Origin of the sequence: Corynebacterium sp. HMSC073B01 (genome assembly GCF_001838255.1) — a bacterium.
Classification (GTDB): domain Bacteria; phylum Actinomycetota; class Actinomycetes; order Mycobacteriales; family Mycobacteriaceae; genus Corynebacterium; species Corynebacterium jeikeium_D.
In genome coordinates this window covers 1-14,560 of sequence record NZ_KV836138.1, presented here as the reverse complement: position 1 = coordinate 14,560, position 14,560 = coordinate 1, and the positions used below count along the sequence as shown (strand labels likewise).

Here is a 14,560-nt window from a genome sequence, read left to right as displayed (position 1 = left end):
GGGCTCATGGTTGGAGGCACAGCAGGTGCTGCAATCTACGAAGGTTTGCGTCATCTACACGAGTTTCAGGCAGGAACAACAATGGTCGTCATTGTTTGTGATGCTGGTGAGAAATATCTCGACACAATTTTTGATACTGATTGGCTTCAGAAAAATCATTTGTATTCAGAAGTTATGGAGCGTCAAGTTTCGCGAATGCTCAGAGCCTATGGTGATTCTCGTGCCATTGCTAGTTCCTTCGAGGTGGCCGGGTGATAAATCCAGCTCGTGCAATTGGCCAGCAAACCGTGTCCTACCGTGATGTCTATTCGCTTGCGCTACCCATCGCGGGCGTTCAGCTAGCGGGGGTTGCGCTAACCACGACCGATGTGCTGATGCTGCAGACCCTCGGTGTAGTGGCAATTGCCGGCGGCGGACTCGCAATGCAGTTCTACAACCAGATTCGCACCATGTGTGTCGGTATGGTCACCGCCGGAGGCAACCTAGTAGCCGAGGCCGCGTCGGAGTGGGAAAAGACAGGCGAGGAAGTTGCGGCTGAGCGAATCCGCCAAGCGGTACGCAGTTGCATGGCCGTCGGTACCGCAACTGCAATCATTGGTGGCCTCATCGTGATTTCATTTGGTGCGCTTGCACTCATCTTGCCCATCGACGACACTGTTGCCGAGCTAGCGTTCTCGATGACGGTCGCGCTTGCACCAGGCCTTATCCCGATGATTTGGCTCAATGTCCTGCGGCAGTTTGCAGTCGGCATGCGTCGGCCGGGCTCTCTGCTGGTGGTTACGCTCATCTCCATCGTTGTCAACGCTGCTCTCAACGCTGGATTCCTCCGGCTAACAAGTGTCAATGAATGGGGAACTGCATGGGGACTGGTGGGCATCGGTCTGTCGACCACCTGCGTCCAGGTTTTTACCCTGCTGTCCTTTGCTGGCTTGCTGCAAAGAGACCGTCAGCTACGGAAATTCTTCGCGGTCATTCCGAGGCCCGGCGACGCAGCATGCATGAGGCGCATTATTCGGCTTGGGATTCCAGTTTCGCTTACCTACGGCTCTGAAGCTGCGATTACTACTATCGCAGGTCTAGCGATGGGCCTGGTTAGCCCAGTCATGCTGGCAGCGCACACCGTTGTTAACCAACTCGCTTATATCGTCTACCAAGTATGTATCGGCTTCTCGCACGGAGGATCTATACTGGTCAGCCGTGCATTAGCGGATGGTGCCGAGGCAGTCAAACAGGTATCACGTCGGGTTTTGCACGCAGTGGGTATTTATCTTGCCGTCGTCGGTTTGCTCTGGTTGCTACTGGGCAAGTACGTCGTTGGACTGTTCCTTACTGATTCCAACGTTAGTGCCAATCCCGATGTACGCCATATAGCGACAATCTTGTTGTGCCTTGCCGTGCTTCAGCAGTTCGCTAAAGGCTCCCAGAACGTGCTGGTGGGGCTCCTTCGTGGGCTGCGCGACACGAAGTCGGGTCTCAGTGCGACCCTTTGGGGCTACTGGGCGGTGGGGGTTCCAGCTCTCCTGATTCTTGGCCTTGGCCTTCGTTGGGAAGGATATGGCGTTTGGGTTGGGCTCATCCTTGGCTTTTCCACGACCGCTGCTCTGCTTTACCGCGCTCTGCAGCGTCACCTGCAACCCACTAGTTCCGTGTGACGGCCGAAGCTTCGTAACACCCATCCAGAAATAGTCTGAACCATCCACGTAAAGATGACGTTTTCCCTCTACCGAAGGGGATCCGAGGAGCTGAATATGCGGTCGACTGACCGCCTGCTCCGGAAAGAAGAAAATGAAGGTTAGTTCTCCTCTTACTCCAAGCGTGCTACTGCGTGACTTCCCCGCAAGGGTGCTTTTCGCGGTACTCCTATGCATGTCGCTCGTCCTTCTCGCCGCTTGCTCAGATGGAAATGGAGACGCATCCGCTAGCAGTGAGAAGCGTACCGTCGTCGATGCGCTAGGACGCGAAGTTAAAGTCCCGCAGAATGTCGAGCGAATCCTGATGGGCGGGCAGAAGATGCTTTACACGACGGCGCTTCTGAACCCAGACAATCCAACTGACAAGATCGTTGCCTGGCCAGAGGACCTGAAGGAAAACGACAAAGCCACTTACGACCGCTACGTTGAGAAGTTCCCCAAAATCAAGGACATCCCGACCACAGGCGAGATTTACAACAACACTATGTCGCTGGAACAGGCTCTGGAGTCCCGACCCGATGTCTTCGTAGTAAATGCGGGTGTCTTCGACGCGGCTAAAGATGCTGGAATCGTTGATGGATTAGAAAAGGCAGGCGTGCCGACGGTGACTGTCGACTACTTCATTGACCCAGTGAAAAACACCGAGCCCAGTATTCGAATGATGGGACAACTGCTGGGGCGTGAAAAGCAGGCGGAAGACTTTATCAACTACTACGAGAAGAAGGTCAACAAGGTCGCTGACCGCCTTGCCGAGAAGAAACCAGCACCGACACCGACATTCCTGTGGCGAGCACCCGGTTACTTTGACTGCTGCTCAACCTTCGCCAAGTCCAACCTGGCGCAGATTGTCAATTTTGCCGGTGGACTAAACCTTGGCGACGAAATGATTGATGCGAAGCAAGGGCAGGTATCGCCAGAGGCATTGGCCGGGAAGAATCCTGAAGTCATCATTGCCACAGGCGCAGACTGGGATCAGGGTAAGACTCCGGTCAAGGAAGGAAATTACGTACCGCTGGGTTACTCGGAATCGAAGGAAGAGGCGCAAAAGGCCCTTCACGATGTCGTCGGTAAGCAGCCCGCTGTGCGTGAAGTCGACGCGGTGAAAAGTAAGCGTACTTTCGTCGCATGGCATCATTTTTACGATTCGCCATATAACTTCCTGGCAGTCGAGATGTTTGCAAAGGCCATGCACCCGGACTTGTTCGGCGACATTGACACTGAACGAGAGGTACAGGACCTGCACGATAAGTTCCTGCCAATCGAGGCCTCGGGCACCTTCTGGACTGGGCTGGAGTGATGTCGAACATGCAAGTTTCGCACGGAAACCTGGCAACAACGCAGGGGAGCGGAGACGCCGTTCGCGGGGAGCAGGAAGTCAGCCCTGATAGAGTAATGGTGCAGTCAACTTTTCACTGGTATCAGCGCGCAGCACGGAAGAAGTGGGTGATAATCGCTCTGATTACTGTGGTGTTGGCTTTGACATCGCTTGCTGACTTTCTACTCGGTGGCGGTAGCATGCCTGCCAGCGAAGTTTTGCATACATTGACCCATCCGGTTGGTGCGCGACCCATTGACCACCAGATTGTTTTCGACATTCGGCTTCCGATGACCGTGACTGCAGTGCTCGTCGGAGCGACGCTGGCAGCGGCGGGCTCACAAATGCAGACAATTCTGGGAAATCCCCTGGCCGAGCCGTACACCCTGGGCGTGTCAGCGGCGGCCGGATTCGGTGCTGCCCTGGCTGTGGTCACCGGCTTCGCTTCTGAGGGAATCGGTGCGGTGCTGGGGATGGCCGGGACTGCGTGGGTGTTCGCGATGCTGGCCTGCGCTGCGATTCTGCTCTTTTCCCGATTTCGTGGCCCAGGAGTCGAGGGGATGATTCTCCTCGGTATCGCGATTGTATTCTTTTTCGACGCTCTACTGGCCCTGATGCAATACCTGGCCTCGGAGACGCAGTTGGAACAGGTTGTGTTCTGGACGATGGGTAGTCTCACCCGCTCGAACTGGACGCAGATTGCGTTGCTCGCGGTGATATTCGTGATGGGGCTACTCTTCTTTTACCTCAATGCCTGGTCGCTGACTGCATTCCGGATGGGCGATGACCGCGCAAAAGCCCTTGGCGTAGACGTTGATCGACTGCGTGCGCTGACCCTTATCGTGGTGTCCTTTATGGCGGCAACCGCTGTGTCGATGGCCGGTACGATTGGATTTATCGGTCTCGTCGGCCCACACGTTGCGCGCTTATTGGTAGGCGAAGATCAACGTTATTTTCTTACTGCTTCGACTTTGGTAGGGGCGCTGCTTCTGGTTGCGGCATCGGCAGTGTCGAAGGTGATTCAACCGGGTGTAATTCTTCCCGTAGGCATTATTACCGCAATTGTAGGAGTGCCCGTATTTGTCGCGATTATCGCTGGCCAGAGGAGGAAAATGTGGGTTGGCTAAAGGCAAGTCGCTTTGTCGGGAACGACGCTGTACATGGTCATCACGACAGCCCCAGTAAACCTGACGGTAAACCCCTCGGCGAAACCCCTCCAGAATCGTCCGCTCTTAGCGCGCGAGGAGTGTCTTTTGCTTACGACGGCCATCATGTCCTGCACAATGTCGACGTTGGGCCTCTTCCGATGGGAAGCGTGACTGCGTTGGTCGGTCCCAACGGAGCTGGCAAATCGACACTGCTGAGGTGTTTGGCGGGCCTTGAAAACTGCTCGGGGCAGGTACGTGCTGAAAGATCTCTATATTTGCCACAGGACCCTCCGCCGCTGAGCTCATTGACCGTGTACGAAAGCGTCCTGCTTGCCCGGCAACAGTCGTTTTCTGGGTTTTCCGCACTGCGTGTCGGATCCACAGTGCGGGCAGAAGTGCAGGCCACCATTGAACGACTTGGGTTGGTTGCGTTGTCATCGCGGCTGATGTCTGAGTTGTCTGGGGGACAGCGGCAGTTGGTGAGTTTTGCGCAGGCGGTTGTGCGACGACCTCGGGTATTGCTTCTCGACGAGCCCACCAGCGCACTCGACCTGCGTAACCAATTGATGCTTCTCGGGCAGGTACGCAAGTGTGCGCGGGAATTGCCCTGCGCGGTAGTGATGACACTTCATGACCTGGGGCAAGCGGCGCGCTTTTGCGAACATGTGGTTGTTCTAGCCGATGGTCGGGTCAGCAGTGCAGGGCCTCCGGCAGAGGTCATTAATGAAGCTATGCTGCGAGAGGTTTATCAGGTAGAAGGTGCGGTGCTCCCGACTCGCAATGGCGGGCTGGCGGTCGAAGCGTCGGAGGCACTCTAGCGCAGACCCGTGACTGTAGCGCACGCTCTCGGCTGTTCTACAGCCACGAATGAGCGCTAAAGTGCAGGGCCCGACGAGCGCCCCAGCCGGCGCCCCCCCTAACTGCCCCTAGTAGTAGAACGGGAACTCGTCCCAGTTCGGGTCACGCTTTTCCAGGAACGCTTCCTTGCCCTCGACGGCCTCGTCGGTCATGTACGCCAGGCGAGTAGCCTCGCCCGCGAAGACCTGCTGGCCCATCAGTCCGTCATCGGTCAGGTTGAAAGCGAACTTCAGCATGCGCTGCGCCGTTGGGGACTTACCGTTGATCATGCGGCCCCACTCCACCGCGACATCTTCCAGCTCAGCGTGGTCGGCGACCTCGTTGACAGCGCCCATGCGGTGCATGGTCTCAGCGTCGTAGGAACGGCCGAGGAAGAAAATCTCGCGGGCAAACTTCTGACCAACCTGCTTCGCCAGGTAGGCCGAGCCATAGCCGGCATCGAAAGATCCCACGTCAGCGTCGGTCTGCTTAAAGCGGGCCTCCTGGCGGGATGCCAGTGTCAGGTCACACACCACGTGCAGGGAGTGTCCGCCACCTGCGGCCCAACCATTGACCACGGCAATGACAACCTTCGGCATAGTGCGAATCAGGCGCTGCACCTCCAGGATGTGCAGGCGGCCACCCTCGACCTTGGCACGCGCGGTATCGATGGTGGATGCGTCCGCGGTAGCGTCGTCATGCTCGTGGGATGTGGCGTACTGGTAGCCGGAACGACCGCGAATGCGCTGGTCACCACCCGAACAGAATGCCCAGCCACCGTCCTTGGTGCTCGGGCCGTTACCGGTCAGCAGCACAACGCCGACATCCGGGGTGCGACGCGCGTGGTCGAGCGCGCGGTAGAGCTCATCGACGGTATGCGGGCGGAATGCGTTACGAACCTCCGGGCGATCAAACGCAATACGCACAATGCCGTTTTCGCGGCCCTCGCCGACGTGGCGGTGGTAGGTGATGTCGGTCAAATCCTCAAAACCATCAACCGTCTTCCACTGCTCGGGGCGGAAGGGGTTATCGGTCGAGTACTTCGCGGTATCAGTCATGGCTTCCAGCATAAAGGTCTCTAGCATGAGGGGTATGTCTGTGTCCGCTGCGCCCAACATCCAGCTTCCGCCAATCGACGACATCCTCGGCCGCGCCCACGTCGTGGCTCTGCCCATGGCAGTGAAATTCCGTGGCGTCACCACTCGCGAGGCGCTCCTCATCGACGGCCCCGTCACCTGGGGCGAGTTCGCGCCCTTCCTGGAATACGAGGCGCCCGAAGCTGCCGCGTGGCTGCGCTCGGCCATCGAATGCGCATACGTTGGCCTGCCCACCCCGAAGCGCGAGTTCGTCGAGGTCAACGCCACCATCCCCGCTGTCACGCCCGAGCAGGTGCCGGAGGTCGTGGGGCGCTACCCCGGGTGCCGCACGTTCAAGGTCAAGGTCGCAGAGAGCGACCAATCGCTTAACGACGACATCGAGCGCGTAGCCGCCGTCCGCACCGCGGTGGCCGAAGCCTATGGCTATGAACCTGTGGTGCGGGTGGATGCGAACCGTGGCTGGTCGGTGGAGCAGGCCATCCGCGCCGCTCATGAGTTGGGCCCGCTGGAGTATATGGAACAGCCCGTTGCGACTGTCGCCGAGCTCCGCGAGGTCCGCGACGCAGTGGGGGAGTTTTGCCCGGTTGCGGCCGATGAGTCGATCCGCAAGGCTGAGGATCCGTATTTGGTTGCGCGCGAGCAGGCGGCTGACGTGGGCGTAATGAAGGTCGCGCCACTTGGTGGGCCACGCCGTTTGCTTCGGTTGGCCGAGGAGCTGGAGATGAAGGTGACCGTCGCCAGCGCGTTGGACACCGGCGTTGGCATGGCTGCCGGCTTGTTCGCGGCGGCGGCCCTGCCTACTACCGAGCTGCAGCCGGAGCCGAACGCGGCGGGTTTGGCCACGTCCTCGCTGTTTATCGAGGACGTCATCGAGCCCCGCCCACTTATCGATGGCCGACTGCCCGTCACCAACCCCGCGCCCGACCCTTCCCGCCTGGCCGAGCTCGCCGCGCCGGATCCCCGCCGCGATTGGTGGTTCGACCGCCTCCGCGCGGCGTACGCCCACCTGTAGTGGCGCACCTGGCGGCCTATCCCACCTGTAGCTGCTCTACAACCTGCTCCAACTCACGGAGCATCCAGAGATACTGACCCCGTTTATGACACTTTGAGTTCGAAAAACGGCTCCAAACTGTCATAAACGGGGTCAGTAACTCCCAACGAGCCCGATATCCGACCTGACAAGTAGCCTATTGAGTGTGAACGACAACCAGGACACCTCCCAGACTACGCACGCTCAGGGCACCAACATCACCAATGCCGCCGCCACCGATGCTGGCACCCCAGCCTCGGCAACCGACGCCACGCCCCACACCTCCGCAGCCCATACAGCCCCCGCGGCCCCCGCGGCCCCATCCGCAGTGGTAGCGGGCCTCATCATCGATGAGCTGCTGCGTCTCGGCATGGTCGATGCCGTGGTGTGCCCGGGTTCCCGGTCCGCCCCGCTCGCCCGCGCTCTGGTCCAGGCCGCCGACGCGGCGAAGGTTCGCCTCCACGTACGTATCGATGAACGCTCCGCCGCCTTCCTCGCCCTCGGCCTGGCCTCGCGCACCCGCAAGGTGACCCCGGTAATTACAACGTCCGGCACAGCAGTGGCGAACCTCGTGCCCGCCATGGTGGAAGCCACCGCGTCGGGCATTCCGCTGCTGGCACTGACCGCCGACCGCCCCGCGCATTATCGAGGCACTGGCGCGAACCAGACCATCGTCCAGGACCGCCTGTTCGCTGATGCCTCCGTCGTCGAGTTCGATCTGGACGGCACCGCCCCGGTCACGAAGGCCACCGCCGCGCAGATCCGCGCCCGCATCGATCGCGTTGTCGCCGCCATGGCATCCGGCGCCGGCCACCTTAACGTCCGTTTTGTCGAACCGCTCGTGCCTGACGACGACTCCGTCGCCGACATCCCCGAGGGCCGCGCCGATGGCGGCCCCTGGACCACGATTGCGCCTACCAACAGCAACAACGTCGGCGTGGCCGCCACCGCAACCGGCCCGGCCAACGCGGCTAGCACAGCCACAATTGACATCAGCCGCCGCACACTCGTGATTGCGGGTTCGAATGCCCCGCACCTGCCGGCGCTGGAGGATTTGCCAACCATCGCTGAGCCGAATGCATATGCGCCGGCGCACCCGGTGCACCCGCTTGCGGCGGGCACTTTCGCGCAGATTCCGCCGGAGCAGATTGTGTTGGTCGGCAGGCCGACGCTGCACCGAGGTATCTCTAAGCTGCTGGCCAATCCGGATATCGAGCTGACCGTTGTCTCCGAAGCGGAAAACCACGGTTTTGGGGTGGAGTTCCCGGATGTGACGGCGAACGCAAGGGCCGTCGTAAAGCATGTGCAGACTTTGGGGGAGCAGGACCCGCAGTGGACGAAAATCTGTGAGGCTGCCAGCGAATTGGCGGTGAAGTCCGTGCGAGAGACGCTTACCGAGTCGATTGAAGCGGAGGAACCGCTGACCGGATTTCATGTGGCGGCGGCTCTGACGGATAGCCTGCGCACGGGTGACAATATGGTGCTGGGCGCGTCGAACCCGGTGCGCGATGCGTCGTACACGGGCCTGCCATTCCCGGGGGTGAACACGTATGCGGGGCGAGGTGCCGCGGGTATCGACGGCACGGTGGCCACGGCAATCGGTATTGCGCTGGCGTCCGACCGCGAGCATGCCGACGAGATCCGCCCGCCGCGGACGATTGCGCTTATGGGGGACCTGACGTTCCAGCACGACTCCGCAGCGCTGGCGATTGGGCCGCTGGAGCCGAGGCCGGAAAACCTCACCATCGTGGTGGCCAATGATGCCGGTGGCGGTATTTTCGAGACGCTGGAGGCGGGCAGCCCGGTTCTGCGGGGAAGCTTTGAGCGCATCTTCGGCACCCCGCAGGACGTGGACTTTGAGGGCATCTGCCAGGCTTACGGGGTCGAGCACGTGCGCGTTGACCGCCTCCCAGATCTGCTCGCGCAGTTGCACCCGGATACCGACGTCGATGGCATCCGCGTCATTGAGGTGGCGACCACGCGTGCGACGCGTCGGCAGTTGCATCACAAGCTGGCATACAATGCGGAGATTGGGGTGCTGGATAAGCACTAGCTGGAAACAATCAGGGACAGAAAAATAGGAGGTCGCGACCGCCATGCAGTGGAAAGCTGCCCTGGCCAATTGGCCGCGCTTCCTTCGTCAGGTACTGCTTTTTCTGATGATTTGCCTGTTGCTGTCGTGCCTGGCCATGGTGGTTGGCTGTTTCATTAATGACCGCAATATCGAGTCGAACATGGGGCAGTCCGTAGCCAATGTGCGCTCGGTCGAGCTCCTTCGCACCACGGTTGATTTCGTCGACGAGAATGGTGATTTTCAGTCGCCACCAACCGGTTTGCTCTATCCCGTTGGTCTGGAAGAGGGGCAGCGCGTCCGCGTCGAATACGACCGCACTGATCCCAATGTCGTCCGCGTCGCCGGGCGCACATGGACGCTGTCACTTCTCCCGGCGACCAGTATCGCTGTGGTTACATTTCTCGTTGTCGCGCCGTTGTGGTGGTCGTCGTTGCGCGCAACCCGTCGTTTACAAAGAGATCCCCAAAAGGTAAACAGAGGGTCACTTTCGCTTTCCGACGAGATGGAAAACTAGCACCATGCGCGTTGCCATCATTGCTGAAAGCTTCTTGCCCAACATCAATGGAGTGACAAACTCCGTGCTGCGGGTGTTGGAACACTTACGCCGTGAAGGACACGAGGCGCTGGTGATTGCGCCGGGTGCTCGGGACTGGCAGGAAGAGGCAGAGTTCTACTGCGACTACCGCATTGAGCGTGTGCCCACTGTGATGGTGCCGTTGATTGATTCGTTGCCGATTGGTGTGCCGAACCGTCGGGTAGCGTCGGCGCTGACGCAGTTTAAGCCGGATGTTGTCCACTTGGCTTCGCCATTTGTGCTCGGTGGTGCGGGCGCGCTGACTGCCAAGGCACTGGGCATCCCGGCTGTGGCCATCTATCAGACGGACGTTGCGGGTTTTGCCAAGAACTACAAGTTGGCGGGGCTCTCCACGGCAGCATGGTTGTGGACGCGCGTGATTCACAACTCCTGCGCCCGAACGCTGGCGCCGTCGTCGCCGACTATTGAGGACCTGCAGAATCACAAAATTCGTGACGTCTACCGCTGGGGCCGCGGTGTTGATGCGGTTCGCTTTACCCCGACAAAGCGTAGTGAAGAGCTCAGGAAGCAGTGGAGCCCGGAGGGCAAGCCGATTGTTGGTTATGTCGGCAGGCTCGCGGCGGAGAAGTCCGTAGAGCGGCTGGCGGCGCTGAACGGCCGCGATGATATCCAGGTGGTCATTGTCGGCAATGGCCCGGAGCTGCAGAAGCTGCAGAAGCAGATGCCGAATGCCGTCTTTACCGGACAGCTCACCGGCGATAAGTTGGCAGCGGCATTCGCCAGTCTGGACGTGTTCGTCCACACCGGTGACTTTGAAACCTTCTGCCAGGCGGTACAGGAAGCCCACGCCTCCGGTGTGCCGGCCATCGCTCCGAACGCAGGCGGCCCGCGCGACCTGATTACCAACGACGTCAACGGCTACCTGCTGGAACCCAAGACTTTCACCCGCGATTTGGCTGAGGCGGTCGACAAGCTGCTGCTCGTTGACGATGAGCTGGCACGTAAGCAGCTGCGCAACCGCTGCCGCGACACCGTGACCGAGCGCACCTGGGAAGCACTGTGTGCAGACCTGGTTCGCCACTACGAGGAGGTTTCTGGGGTTTCCGCGGCCGAGACGTCAAGCAAGGTCGCAGCAGATGCGATTGATGCCTCCCATGCAGGTGCTGCTACGCGTCAGAAGTCGGTCGCGTAATCTGGACATCGTGTCTAGGGCTGATTTAACGAAAAATCCCAGCGAAGTCGCCTCGATGTTCGATGGCGTGGGGAAGAATTACGACATCACTAATACCGTGCTCACCGGTGGCATTGACCACTACTGGCGCGTGCGCACGGCAAAGCGCCTGAACCTGCAGCCTGGCCAGAAAGTCCTCGACCTGGCCGCCGGTACGGCTGTTTCATCAGTGGAGTTGGCAAAGTCTGGCGCATACGTCGTTGCCTGTGATTTCTCCCGAGGCATGCTCAAGGCCGGTGCACACCGCGATGTTCCCAAGGTCTGCGGTGACGGCATGAAGCTGCCATTCCCGGACAACACCTTCGACGCGGTGACCATCAGCTTCGGTCTGCGCAACATCGTGGACTACAAGGCGGGCCTCGCTGAGCTAGCTCGCGTGACCAAGCCCGGAGGCCAGCTAACAGTCTGCGAGTTCTCCACCCCCGTGATGCCGGTGTTCAGCACCTTCTACAAGGAATACCTGATGCGGGCACTGCCGCAGATTGCCAAGGTTGTCTCCTCGAACCCGGAGGCCTACGTGTACTTGGCGGAGTCGATTCGCGCCTGGCCAAACCAGCCGCAGCTTGCCCGCGACATCAATGCCTCTGGCTGGGAGGATGCCGGTTGGCAGAATCTCACCTTCGGTATCGCAGCGCTGCACTCGGCAACCAAGCCCGTGCAGTAGCTCGCTAGCTCTCAGTCGGGCTGGGTCGCAGGGTCCGTCGTAAAGCGATTCCTACTGCCAGGGCTGGCGTCCGAAGCACTTATCGGAGGCCAGCGCTGCTCTCCCCGAAGCGCGCCAGAGTCGCGCCACTACGTCGCGGTCGTGTTCCGTGACCAGGTTTCCCATCAGGCGTGCGGCAACACCCATGAGCTGGCTTCCCCACGGGGCGCCGATGGTCAGCGGGCCGACCGTGGGAAGGAAGCTCGGGTACGTCAGCGTCAGCGCCAACTTGCGAGCCAGCGAGAAGCCGGTGCCGTAGTGCTCGCGAAGGAGGGCGGGCCAGGAGTGCGTCAGCCCATCGCGGCCCGCACCAATCGAACTAATCAGCTCCACTGCCAGTCGCGCCGACTCCATGCCGTAGTCAATGCCCTCACCGTTGAGCGGGTTGACTAAGCACGCAGCATCACCGAGCAACGCCCAGTTGGGCCCCGCCACATTCGATACAGCACCGCCCATCGGCAGCAGCGCCGACGTCACGTGCTCCGGCTCGCTCATCTGCCACTGATCGCGCACCTGTCCGTGGTACTCGCGCAGCAACTTCTTCACATTCGTGCGCGCCGGGCGTGCCGATGTCGCCAGCGCCCCACACCCCACATTCGCCCGGCCTTCTCCCAGCGGGAAAATCCAGCCATAGCCCGGGTGCGTCTGCCCATCGGAGCTGCGCAGTTCCAGGTGCGAGTGAATCCAGTCATCCGCTACGTCCGAGCTGTCGAAGCTGACATACGACCGCGCGGCCACGCCAAAGACGCTATCCCGATGCCACGCGCGCCCCAGCTGCTTGCCGACGGTACTGCGGACCCCATCGGCCACGAGCAACCAGCGGGCCGAGATGGTGTGTGGCTTGCCCTCGCGGTCGGAAAGCTCCACCGCGCGCACACCGTGCCCTCGCGTGCCGCCAGTGTTCAGCGCTCCGAGAATTACCTTCCGCGCAGCGACCCCATCGAAGACCTGTGCACCGGCATCGGCGGCGGCATTGAGCAAGAAGGTGTCGAGCTCAACTCGCGGCATCGCGGATCCGACAGCGGGAAAAGTGCCGGAGGCATCATCTGGCCAAGGTGCGGTGATGGAGCCGCCGAAGCCGTGCAGCTTGAGTCCGCGGTTGCGGTTGCGGCGCAGGAGCTCGTCGTCAAGCCCTAGACGACGTAGCTCAGCGATGGCACGAGGAGTGAGCCCGTCGCCACAAGTTTTGTCGCGCGGGAAGCGCTGGGAGTCGACCACAGTGACCGAAAAACCGGCGCGGGCGGCGTGAATTGCGGCTGCGGAGCCGGTGGGGCCTGCGCCAACAATGAGCACGTCAGTGCTGCTGGGTAGAGCGACGGTGCCGTCGAACGTGGGGGAAACTCGCGAAATCGGGCTTGAGGTCATTGCCCCAGCGTATAACGACGTTGAAACAAATATGGGAACTGGTCTGCTAGCCACTATGCTCGTAAGGTAGTTTATTTAGCAGTTTCTTATCTTTTATCGTCAGTTAGGCAGGTCTCGAATGCGTACTGGAGACTACTCCGGGCTTAGTTCCGGAAGTGCTCAGGGCACTGGTGAGCACACCGCCACTAGTTCTCACTTCGTTGATGAGGCGCTGGAAGCAACAATCACCGAGGGAATGCGCAAGAGCGAGGACCTCCTGATAACCGAGCTGGGGCGCGGCGAGGACTTCCTAGTCGAACGGGTTTCCCACCTAGCTCACGCTGGTGGTAAGCGCTTCCGCCCGATGTTTACCATGCTGGCCGCGCAGTTCGGGGAGAACCCGGAGAGCGATAAGGTCATCACCGCCGCGACGGTGCTGGAGCTGACGCACCTGGCGACGCTCTACCACGACGACGTCATGGATGAAGCGGATAAGCGCCGCGGCGTGCCCTCCGCAAACTCGCGCTGGGACAACACCGTCGCCATTCTGGCCGGTGACTACCTCTTCGCTGCTGCGTCCCGCCTGCTGGCAGAGCTCGGCTCCGAGAGCGTGGCTCACTTCGCTGAGACCTTCGGTGTTCTTGTCACAGGCCAGATGCGCGAGTGCCTCAACGACTTGGACCTGCCGATTGAAGAGCGCATCGAGCGCTACCTGAAGGTCATTGCCGAAAAGACCGGTGTGCTCATCGCATCGGCCGGTTATCTCGGCGCCTATCACGCCGGTGCGTCGGCCGAGATTTCCAACGCACTGCGCCGCTATGGCGAACTAATCGGTATCGTTTTCCAGATTGTCGACGACATTATCGACATCTCCTCCAATACCGATCAGTCCGGCAAGACTCCGGGCACTGACTTGCGCGAGGGCGTCTTCACACTGCCGGTTCTCTACGCGCTGCAGGAGGACACCCCAGCCGCTGACCGTCTCCGTGAGATTCTTGTCGGCCCAGTCTCCGACGACGCGCTTGTCGACGAGGCCCTCGAGCTCCTGGCTCAGACCAACGGTGTGGCTCGCGCGATGGAGAAGGTCAATGAACTGCTGGATGAGTCCGACCGCGTCATCGCTGACCTTCCTGACTGTGCGGCCAAGGAGTCCCTGCGTCACGTTGCTCGCTACACCGTGGAGCGCGTGGGGTAGTGGATTGAGCTCCATCGGCGAGATGGGCCTAGGGGTGAGCACTGCTCTGAGGTGAGCTCTGCTCTGGGGTGAGTTCTGCTGAGGGGTGAATCCAGGTAGGGAAATATCCTCTCGACCTGCCGATTTGTGTAAATGACAGAGTAGTGGGTAGCATTCCATTCGCACCGTTTAAGAGTGCACGCCAGATTGCCCGAGCGGCCAAAGGGAGCGGATTGTAAATCCGTCGGCATTGCCTTCGTTGGTTCGAATCCATCATCTGGCACAGTGAAATCACCGCGAGAATTTTCTCGCGGTGATTTTTTTGTAGGGCCCGTTGATGGGGATGCGGGGGTTAAGTAAAGAAAAGTGTGTCTTTTCCGG

13 protein-coding genes and 1 tRNA gene are annotated in these 14,560 nt (G+C 60.3%); 12 read left to right on the top strand and 2 right to left on the bottom strand.

Annotated features, from left to right (window positions below; translation table 11 throughout):
- Window positions 1-6 precede the first annotated feature (6 nt).
- The 5 genes from HMPREF2849_RS10900 (at window position 7) to HMPREF2849_RS01210 (ending at window position 4,972) form a co-directional block, all read left to right on the top strand.
- Window positions 7-255 (top strand): hypothetical protein, encoded by a 249-nt coding sequence (locus HMPREF2849_RS10900; RefSeq protein WP_241482443.1) that lies wholly within the window; start codon window positions 7-9, stop codon window positions 253-255.
- On the top strand, window positions 252-1,652 hold the full coding sequence (locus HMPREF2849_RS01225) for an MATE family efflux transporter (RefSeq protein ID WP_065421727.1): 1,401 nt from the start codon (window positions 252-254) through the stop codon (window positions 1,650-1,652). The genes HMPREF2849_RS10900 and HMPREF2849_RS01225 overlap by 4 nt, the downstream gene beginning before the upstream one ends.
- Window positions 1,653-1,866: 214 nt before the next feature.
- Window positions 1,867-2,988, top strand: coding sequence for an ABC transporter substrate-binding protein (locus tag HMPREF2849_RS01220; protein WP_224783767.1), 1,122 nt, complete (start codon window positions 1,867-1,869; stop codon window positions 2,986-2,988).
- A gap of 8 nt (window positions 2,989-2,996) precedes the next feature.
- Window positions 2,997-4,133: a FecCD family ABC transporter permease gene (locus HMPREF2849_RS01215; RefSeq protein WP_016422027.1), complete on the top strand. Its 1,137-nt coding sequence runs from the start codon at window positions 2,997-2,999 to the stop codon at window positions 4,131-4,133.
- A 179-nt stretch (window positions 4,134-4,312) separates the two neighbouring features.
- The gene (locus HMPREF2849_RS01210; protein WP_080969612.1) at window positions 4,313-4,972 is read left to right on the top strand and encodes an ABC transporter ATP-binding protein; all 660 of its coding nucleotides are present in this window, start codon (window positions 4,313-4,315) and stop codon (window positions 4,970-4,972) included.
- Between the two features lie 108 nt (window positions 4,973-5,080).
- Here HMPREF2849_RS01210 and HMPREF2849_RS01205 read toward each other — a convergent pair whose 3' ends face one another.
- Window positions 5,081-6,061, bottom strand: coding sequence for a 1,4-dihydroxy-2-naphthoyl-CoA synthase (locus HMPREF2849_RS01205; RefSeq protein WP_016422029.1), 981 nt, complete (start codon window positions 6,059-6,061; stop codon window positions 5,081-5,083).
- 13 nt (window positions 6,062-6,074) lie between these two features.
- Here HMPREF2849_RS01205 and HMPREF2849_RS01200 point away from each other — a divergent pair, with 13 nt between their 5' ends.
- The 5 genes from HMPREF2849_RS01200 (at window position 6,075) to HMPREF2849_RS01180 (ending at window position 11,622) form a co-directional block, all read left to right on the top strand.
- Window positions 6,075-7,100, top strand: a complete 1,026-nt coding sequence (locus HMPREF2849_RS01200) for an o-succinylbenzoate synthase (RefSeq protein ID WP_070862489.1) — start codon at window positions 6,075-6,077, stop codon at window positions 7,098-7,100.
- 346 nt (window positions 7,101-7,446) lie between these two features.
- The gene (menD, locus tag HMPREF2849_RS01195; RefSeq protein ID WP_168168065.1) at window positions 7,447-9,171 is read left to right on the top strand and encodes a 2-succinyl-5-enolpyruvyl-6-hydroxy-3-cyclohexene-1-carboxylic-acid synthase; all 1,725 of its coding nucleotides are present in this window, start codon (window positions 7,447-7,449) and stop codon (window positions 9,169-9,171) included.
- Window positions 9,172-9,214: 43 nt separating this feature from the next.
- On the top strand, window positions 9,215-9,706 hold the full coding sequence (locus tag HMPREF2849_RS01190) for a DUF3592 domain-containing protein (RefSeq protein WP_070566364.1): 492 nt from the start codon (window positions 9,215-9,217) through the stop codon (window positions 9,704-9,706).
- A 4-nt stretch (window positions 9,707-9,710) separates the two neighbouring features.
- Window positions 9,711-10,919, top strand: coding sequence for a glycosyltransferase family 4 protein (locus tag HMPREF2849_RS01185; protein ID WP_070862488.1), 1,209 nt, complete (start codon window positions 9,711-9,713; stop codon window positions 10,917-10,919).
- 10 nt (window positions 10,920-10,929) lie between these two features.
- Complete coding sequence (locus HMPREF2849_RS01180) at window positions 10,930-11,622, top strand: demethylmenaquinone methyltransferase (protein ID WP_070767423.1); 693 nt, start codon at window positions 10,930-10,932, stop codon at window positions 11,620-11,622.
- Between the two features lie 51 nt (window positions 11,623-11,673).
- On the opposite strand, the gene HMPREF2849_RS01175 is transcribed toward HMPREF2849_RS01180, so the two are convergent.
- Window positions 11,674-13,026, bottom strand: a complete 1,353-nt coding sequence (locus tag HMPREF2849_RS01175; RefSeq protein ID WP_168168064.1) for a geranylgeranyl reductase family protein — start codon at window positions 13,024-13,026, stop codon at window positions 11,674-11,676.
- A 118-nt stretch (window positions 13,027-13,144) separates the two neighbouring features.
- Between HMPREF2849_RS01175 and HMPREF2849_RS01170 the strand changes: the two genes are divergently transcribed.
- Window positions 13,145-14,200 (top strand): polyprenyl synthetase family protein, encoded by a 1,056-nt coding sequence (locus HMPREF2849_RS01170; RefSeq protein WP_016422037.1) that lies wholly within the window; start codon window positions 13,145-13,147, stop codon window positions 14,198-14,200.
- Window positions 14,201-14,380: 180 nt separating this feature from the next.
- Window positions 14,381-14,462, top strand: a tRNA-Tyr gene (locus tag HMPREF2849_RS01165).
- Window positions 14,463-14,560: the final 98 nt, after the last annotated feature.

What these genes read in the sequence shown, in the direction of transcription:
- HMPREF2849_RS01210 (WP_080969612.1), top strand. Translation starts at nt 4,313, where the DNA reads ATGGGAAGCGTGACTGCGTTGGTCGGTCCCAACGGAGCTGGCAAATCG.
- HMPREF2849_RS10900 (WP_241482443.1), top strand. Translation starts at nt 7, where the DNA reads ATGGTTGGAGGCACAGCAGGTGCTGCAATCTACGAAGGTTTGCGTCAT.
- HMPREF2849_RS01170 (WP_016422037.1), top strand. Translation starts at nt 13,145, where the DNA reads ATGCGTACTGGAGACTACTCCGGGCTTAGTTCCGGAAGTGCTCAGGGC.
- HMPREF2849_RS01220 (WP_224783767.1), top strand. Translation starts at nt 1,867, where the DNA reads ATGTCGCTCGTCCTTCTCGCCGCTTGCTCAGATGGAAATGGAGACGCA.
- HMPREF2849_RS01205 (WP_016422029.1), bottom strand. Translation starts at nt 6,061, where the DNA reads ATGCTGGAAGCCATGACTGATACCGCGAAGTACTCGACCGATAACCCC.
- HMPREF2849_RS01175 (WP_168168064.1), bottom strand. Translation starts at nt 13,026, where the DNA reads ATGACCTCAAGCCCGATTTCGCGAGTTTCCCCCACGTTCGACGGCACC.
- HMPREF2849_RS01190 (WP_070566364.1), top strand. Translation starts at nt 9,215, where the DNA reads ATGCAGTGGAAAGCTGCCCTGGCCAATTGGCCGCGCTTCCTTCGTCAG.
- HMPREF2849_RS01215 (WP_016422027.1), top strand. Translation starts at nt 2,997, where the DNA reads ATGCAAGTTTCGCACGGAAACCTGGCAACAACGCAGGGGAGCGGAGAC.
- HMPREF2849_RS01200 (WP_070862489.1), top strand. Translation starts at nt 6,075, where the DNA reads ATGAGGGGTATGTCTGTGTCCGCTGCGCCCAACATCCAGCTTCCGCCA.
- HMPREF2849_RS01185 (WP_070862488.1), top strand. Translation starts at nt 9,711, where the DNA reads ATGCGCGTTGCCATCATTGCTGAAAGCTTCTTGCCCAACATCAATGGA.